Source organism: Devosia ureilytica (assembly GCF_024273195.1).
In the GTDB taxonomy this organism is placed as follows: domain Bacteria; phylum Pseudomonadota; class Alphaproteobacteria; order Rhizobiales; family Devosiaceae; genus Devosia; species Devosia ureilytica.
The window spans coordinates 1-5,919 of sequence record NZ_JAMZCU010000015.1 but is presented as its reverse complement, the minus strand read 5'-3'; the positions used below and the strand labels follow the sequence as shown (position 1 = coordinate 5,919).

Sequence of the window (5,919 nt, the reverse complement as noted above, 5' to 3'; positions counted from 1 at the left end):
GCTAAGCTAGCCTAACTTCGTGTCCACCGAACCGGCAGCAGCTCAGATGCGGGTGTCGTCGTAGTGGCGCTGGCCTGGCATGTGATAGATTTTCTCACCCCGCGTGCTGACGTTGCCCTTGATATTGCATTCGCCTTGTTGGGGGGCGGTTGGTGCAATGGTGAGCGCCAGAATGGCGACGGCGATGGCGAGTTTGGTCATGTTGTCCCCCGGTATTGGAACAAAACCATGTCAGACCGTGGGGAGCAAGAACGAGGGCACTTCTAGCCCGTCGGTTTCACCAAAGCATATCCATGCTCTGCTATTCCGGCTTCAACCTTAGTGTCCGCCGCGCCCAACAACTTGTCTCCAGACGACGTGATCGCCAGGTGCCGCCACTCCAGTCCTCGTAGATGGCGGGGGACTGCTGCTTCAGGTCCATATGGCAGCACGAGCAGGGTAGGCTCTTCGCCTTTCCGCGCGTCTGAAATGAACACGGTTACCTGCATCTGACATCCCCCAGCTTGGGCCATTGAGCCACGGCAGGGAGCTTCACGCAATCCCAACATCAATAGGTGAAACCGTAGAAAGTCCCGAGGCGGTTCACGCAGCTCCCGCCCCTGTCTCCGGAGAAGTCTCCGCGAGCTTTGCATAAAGCCTGACCATGTTCTTGCCGCTGGCTGTATCCCAATAGACCCTTGCAGCGGGGTCGCGGCGCAGCGTGGCACGATAGACCTCGATACCGAGAACCTGACGCGCTGCATCTTCTGGCGACGATGCTTCGACCGTCACCTGCGCCGTGACCAATTCCGACCGCAGATCGATAACCTGAAAAATCACTGCTTACCTCCGACCGGACCATAGAGCCGCCCGGACGGGATTCTGCAATTCACAACATTAAAAGGTGAAACCATGATCCTTCTGCCCAACTGGCGGGAGGTGCTGGCACGCGCATGGTCCATGCTGTTGATTGTCGCCAGGATCTGACCCGGGATTGTCATCGAGAAGTGACCCGGTTGGACGATAGTTTCCCGCGCTGCGGGGATGGTCAAGTGGTGGGTTTTTCCTTTCGTGTTTTGGGTGCCGCAGCGCTCGCCCTGAAGCGGAAGCTGTCGTTGCCGGTCTCCAGGATATGGCAGTGATGGGTGAGCCGATCGAGGAGCGCCGTGGTCATCTTGGCGTCCCCGAACACGCCGGCCCATTCGCTAAAGCTGAGGTTGGTGGTGATGACAACGCTGGTCTGCTCGTAGAGCTTGCTGAGCAGATGGAACAGCAGCGCCCCGCCTGACGGACTGAACGGCAGATAGCCCAGTTCGTCGAGGATGATCAGATCGAGGCGCAGCAGGCGCTCGGCCAACTGACCGGCCTTGTTGAAGGCCTTTTCCTGCTCGAGGGCGTTGACGAGGTCAACGGTGGCGAAGAAGCGAACCTTCTTGTGGTGGTGCTGCACCGCCTGGATGCCGAGCGCGGTGGCGATGTGGGTCTTGCCGGTGCCTGGGCCGCCGATCAGCACCACATTGTCGGCGCCCTCGATGAACGCGCCGCGGTAAAGCTGCTGGACCATGGCCTCATTGATCTCGCTGGCGGCGAAGTCGAAGCCGGTCAGATCCTTATAGGCGGGGAAGCGGGCCCCCTTGAGATGATAGGCGATGGACCGGACCTCCCGCTCGGCGAGCTCGGCCTTGAGCAGCTGGGACAGGATCGGCACGGCGGTATCGAAGGCGGGCGCGCCCTGTTCGAGCAGCTCACCCACAGCCTGGGCCATGCCATGCATCTTGAGGCTGCGGAGCATGACCATAACGGCGGCACTGGCAGGGTCATGACGCATGGCGAACATCCTTGCCGCGCAGCGTGTCATAGCGGGCAACGTTGGCTTTGGGCTCCTGGCGCAAGACCAGGGCCTGCGGCGCATCAATGGCAGCCACCTGGCTGGCCTTGCCATCGACCAGGCGGTGCAGAAGGTTGAGCACATGGGTTTTGGTGGGAACGCCGGCCTCGAGCGCGATCTCGACGGCCCTGAGGACCGCCTGCTCGTCGTGATGCAGCACCAGCGCCAGGATCTCGACCATTTCCCGATCGCCGCCTGGATGTTTGAGCAGGTGGCCCTGCAGGCGACGGAACGCCTCGGGCAGATCAACGAACGGCGCCCCGTTGCGCAGGGCGCCGGGCTTGCGCTGGATCACCGCCAGATAGTGCCGCCAGTCATAGAGCGTGCGTCCCGGCTGGTGATGAGAGCGCTCGATAATGCGCGCGTGCTCGCACAGGATCTGACCCTCGGCCACGACGACGATCCGTTCGGGGTAAATCCGCAGGCTGACCGGCCGGTTGGCGAACGAGGCCGGCACGCTGTAGCGATTGCGCTCGAAGTGCACGAGGCACGTCGGGGAGACGCGCTTGGTCTGTTCGATAAAGCCATCGAAGGGCCGCCCCAATGCCATCAGGCTCCCGATCTCGCCGGCATGCACATCGGCGACGCTGCCCGGAAGACCGCCATGTATGATCTGGTTCCATTGGGCGATGCACTGCTCTTCGAGCCAGGCGTTCAGGGCACCGAGGTCAGGGAAGCTGGGCAGTGGCTGCCACAGACGCCGGCGGGCATCCTGCACGTTCTTTTCCACCTGACCCTTTTCCCATCCTGAAGCGGGATTGCAGAACTCGGGCTCGAACAGGTAATGGCTGGCCATGGCCGCGAACCGGGCATTGATCTGCCGAGCCTTGCCCGAGCCGATCCGGTCGACGGCGGTCTTCATGTTGTCGAAGATGCCGCGACGGGGCACACCACCCAGAACCCGAAACGCCTGGGTCATCGCGTCGAACAGCATCTCGTGGGTCTGCAGCAGATAGGCCCGCACGATGAAGGCCCGGCTATGCGACAGCTTGGTATGGGCCACCTGCAGCTTGGTGCGCTCGCCGCCCAGAATGGCCCAGTCCTCGCTCCAGTCGAACTGGAAGGCCTCGCCTGCACCGAACACCAAGGGCACGAAGGTGCCGCGCCCAGTGGTCTGCTGCTCCTGTTGCCGCCCGGTCTTCCAGGCCCGCACGAACGCTGCGACGCGCTCATAGGAGCCCTCATAGCCCAGCACCACCAGATCGCGGTGCATCTGCCTGGCCGTGCGCCGCTGCTTGCGCGATTTACCCGCTTCCACGCGCAGCCAATCGGAGAGCTTCTGGGCAAACGCGTCCAGCTTGCTGGGACGTGCAGGCACCTTGAACCTAGGCTCCACCGTGTCGGATCGCAGATACTTGCGGATGGTGTTGCGCGACAATCCCGTGCGCCGCTCGATCTCCCGGATCCGCATTCCCTCACGAAAATGCCAGCGTCGGATTACGCTCAATAACGCCATGTCGATCACTCCTGGATCCCCCGACTAACAGCCAGGGGACGATCAAAACATGGGTCATTTCTCAGTGAAAACTTATGCCCCTAACGGGTCAGATCTCGGTGACATTCAACAGTCGGTGCCTTCGTAGCGGCTGGAGTTGACCGCCCGGGCGACCCGGTGGAATTCAGGCTGGCTGTCGATCTGGGCATCGAGCAGCAGTGCTTTGGCGTCCTTGCCCTGCAGGTCGGTATTGAGCCAGGTGCCGTAAGCTTCTGGCGCCAGGATGATCGGCATGCGGGTGTGAATATGCTCGATCTCCGGCACGGCCGGGGCCGTGATGATGGTGCAGCTGGTGACCCCCAGATTGTCATTATGCGCCCAGATGCCGGCGAAGCTGAAGGGTGCGCCCTCGGGCAGCTGCAGCAGCCACGGATCCTTGCCGCCGTCCAGTTCGTTTTTGGTCCACTCGAAATAGCCATCGGCCGGGATCAGGCAGCGGCGGGACTTGAAGCCTTCGCGGAAAGCGCCCGACGTGTCGACGGTCTCAATCCTGGCATTGAACATCGTCGCCTTGGGCAATTCCTTGGCAAAGAACGGCACCAGCCACCACCGGCCCCGGTCGAGCTCCATGTTTCCGACCTTGTCGAGGGGGACGAAATCGACGTCTTGGGTGGGCGCGATATTGAACCGCGGCTGCATATTGCTGGGCGGCGTAGTTGGAAACATTTCATCGCTGAGCTTGTAGAGCGCGTGCAGCCCTGCCCAGGTCATTTCATTGGTGAAGCGTCCGCACATCGTTCCCGTTTAGCGTAGATTCAGTCCTTTCGGTTTCTACCACCTCCGTTGCCAGCGGCAACATCACTGTTGCCGGCATTGGCAGCGCCACCTGCGTTTCCGCTTCCTACTGCATTGCCGCTATTGTCTGCCCCAATCTCGTTGGCGCCGCTTGAGGCGGCAGCGTGGCCAACCTCGCTTGCGACAGCATTGCCTGCCTGAGATGCACTGGCCGCGGCGCCAACCGCACTTCCGCTATCGGACTGTTCAGTTGCTCTGACACCAGGGCCTGACTGACGGATCAGAGGAAGTTCCACACCCGCTTCTGATGTGACCTTGAACTGGCCACTGGGAGATACGCTTGCTCCCTGACCGGGAGAAATTTCAGTGCTGTTGCCTGACCTTGGATCAGAAACACCCACCGTCCCTCGGTCAACCGAGACGCTTGCGCCTGCACTGCCAATTTGAACGACAAATTGCGTGCCTTTGACGATAGCCGCCACCAAGGGTGTGACCACCGCAAAGTGGTTCACGTTCCTCTTCTCTGCTTCCACGGTCACCGTGCCATAATGCTGGTGCACGTTGGTGAATTTTGACCTGGTGCCATCAATGATCTGGATCATTGTATGCCCCGCCATTTCCACCTTCTCATCACCTCGGGTGAATTCGACCCGCCCATTGCCTAGCGTTTTGACGTAGCTGGCATCTGACACCACATCGCCTCGCTCCAGCGGAGCCCATTGGTCGCCTTTCAGAATGAGCACCGAGCCGCGCAGTCTTTCAGCGACCCAATCGTCTGCCAGCACGATATTGGCAGAGGTCAAGGCCAGCGTAGCGGCGGCAATAACGGTGTTGAGTGCTTTTAGTTTCATGGCGTGAACATCCCCCTCTGCTTTTGTGCTCAGGTTCAGTCGAGAGAATTAATCGAGTGTTACGTCCAAGTGGGATGTGATCGGCTTGCGACGGGCGTGCTTTGCCGAGAGTTAACTAAACAATTCCAATTGCAGCGGGAGATACCATCCCCTTAGCTCTGCGGCGGCATTGCGCCGGCAGGGCGCAATTGCTGACGGTGCGCTGACGCTTGTCAGGTGGCGGGGCCGGGGCCGCCCTTACTGGATTTCCGCCGCTATCGCTGTGGTCACGAACGGAAACGGTACCGACGGCAATGTGAGGTTATCCAGTTTCGGGGTGAACACTGCAGCTACCAGCAATAGCCCGGCGGCGACCTTCATTTTTTTCGCACGTGCACGCTTTTGTGCAATTGTCCGCATGTTGTCCTCCAAGCGTTGATGGAGTCCAAACTGTCAATGCAGCGGGTGGTTTCAGGGTGCGGCCAATTGTGATCGGGATTCCGCACCAGAGAGAGACCTGCCAACAAGCTATGTCCTGAACTGCGGGGCGTGGGCGAGAATGGCATGTGTCACCCTAGGTCGATTTGGCCACTCAGCACCAAAACTCCGGTCCATCGGGCCAGCGGCGCGCCAGGCCCTCATCGATCAGGATATCGCCAACGTCTCGACCGGCAATCTTGATAGTCGCCAGCGTCCGGCCATATCGATCATCGCCATGGGTCGCGACAGTGAACGCGTTCTGGTTGAGCAGTTCGAGCAGGCGTCGGCTGGCCCGGTGCGCCAGTTCAACCTCAGCCCGGCCGCGCCATTCCTCTATAGAACTGCGAACACCGTTTGCGGAAAAAGTGCCCTCTGCGATTGAGCGGTGGAGGCTGTGGGTGCTGCCCAGGACTACGACCCGCTTTTCGCCAACAATGATCCTGCCGACAACGCTTCTGATGTAGCGACGCTCTCTCGCACACAGGACCTGATCGTGCGCGGAGATTGGCTGG

8 protein-coding genes are annotated in these 5,919 nt (G+C 60.7%); all 8 read right to left on the bottom strand.

Translation table 11 applies throughout. The features are described 5' to 3' along the window. Window positions 1-42: 42 nt before the first annotated feature. A complete protein-coding gene (locus NIM87_RS18435) occupies window positions 43-201 on the bottom strand; it encodes a sunset domain-containing protein (protein WP_254676222.1) in 159 nt (52 codons plus the stop codon). 381 nt (window positions 202-582) lie between these two features. Continuing rightward, window positions 583-819 (bottom strand): hypothetical protein, encoded by a 237-nt coding sequence (locus NIM87_RS18430; RefSeq protein ID WP_254676221.1) that lies wholly within the window; start codon window positions 817-819, stop codon window positions 583-585. Between the two features lie 208 nt (window positions 820-1,027). After that, on the bottom strand, window positions 1,028-1,807 hold the full coding sequence (istB, locus tag NIM87_RS18425; RefSeq protein WP_254676220.1) for an IS21-like element helper ATPase IstB: 780 nt from the start codon (window positions 1,805-1,807) through the stop codon (window positions 1,028-1,030). Continuing rightward, complete coding sequence (gene istA / locus NIM87_RS18420) at window positions 1,797-3,323, bottom strand: IS21 family transposase (protein ID WP_254676219.1); 1,527 nt, start codon at window positions 3,321-3,323, stop codon at window positions 1,797-1,799. The genes istB and istA overlap by 11 nt, the downstream gene beginning before the upstream one ends. 105 nt (window positions 3,324-3,428) lie before the next feature. Then, window positions 3,429-4,097, bottom strand: a complete 669-nt coding sequence (locus tag NIM87_RS18415) for an SOS response-associated peptidase (RefSeq protein ID WP_254676218.1) — start codon at window positions 4,095-4,097, stop codon at window positions 3,429-3,431. A 20-nt stretch (window positions 4,098-4,117) separates the two neighbouring features. Next, window positions 4,118-4,948 carry a FecR domain-containing protein gene (locus tag NIM87_RS18665; protein ID WP_269468144.1) on the bottom strand — a complete coding sequence of 277 codons (831 nt, stop codon included), beginning with the start codon at window positions 4,946-4,948 and terminating at the stop codon, window positions 4,118-4,120. A 237-nt stretch (window positions 4,949-5,185) separates the two neighbouring features. Next, a complete protein-coding gene (locus NIM87_RS18405) occupies window positions 5,186-5,347 on the bottom strand; it encodes a hypothetical protein (RefSeq protein WP_254676217.1) in 162 nt (53 codons plus the stop codon). A 172-nt stretch (window positions 5,348-5,519) separates the two neighbouring features. Next, window positions 5,520-5,919: thermonuclease family protein (locus NIM87_RS18400; RefSeq protein WP_254676216.1), on the bottom strand; the 400-nt coding region annotated here is incomplete at its 5' end.

Excerpts from the sequence above, each read along its gene's own strand:
- istA (WP_254676219.1), bottom strand. The coding sequence starts at position 3,323 with ATGGCGTTATTGAGCGTAATCCGACGCTGGCATTTTCGTGAGGGAATG.
- istB (WP_254676220.1), bottom strand. The coding sequence starts at position 1,807 with ATGCGTCATGACCCTGCCAGTGCCGCCGTTATGGTCATGCTCCGCAGC.
- NIM87_RS18665 (WP_269468144.1), bottom strand. The coding sequence starts at position 4,948 with ATGAAACTAAAAGCACTCAACACCGTTATTGCCGCCGCTACGCTGGCC.
- NIM87_RS18435 (WP_254676222.1), bottom strand. The coding sequence starts at position 201 with ATGACCAAACTCGCCATCGCCGTCGCCATTCTGGCGCTCACCATTGCA.
- NIM87_RS18405 (WP_254676217.1), bottom strand. The coding sequence starts at position 5,347 with ATGCGGACAATTGCACAAAAGCGTGCACGTGCGAAAAAAATGAAGGTC.
- NIM87_RS18415 (WP_254676218.1), bottom strand. The coding sequence starts at position 4,097 with ATGTGCGGACGCTTCACCAATGAAATGACCTGGGCAGGGCTGCACGCG.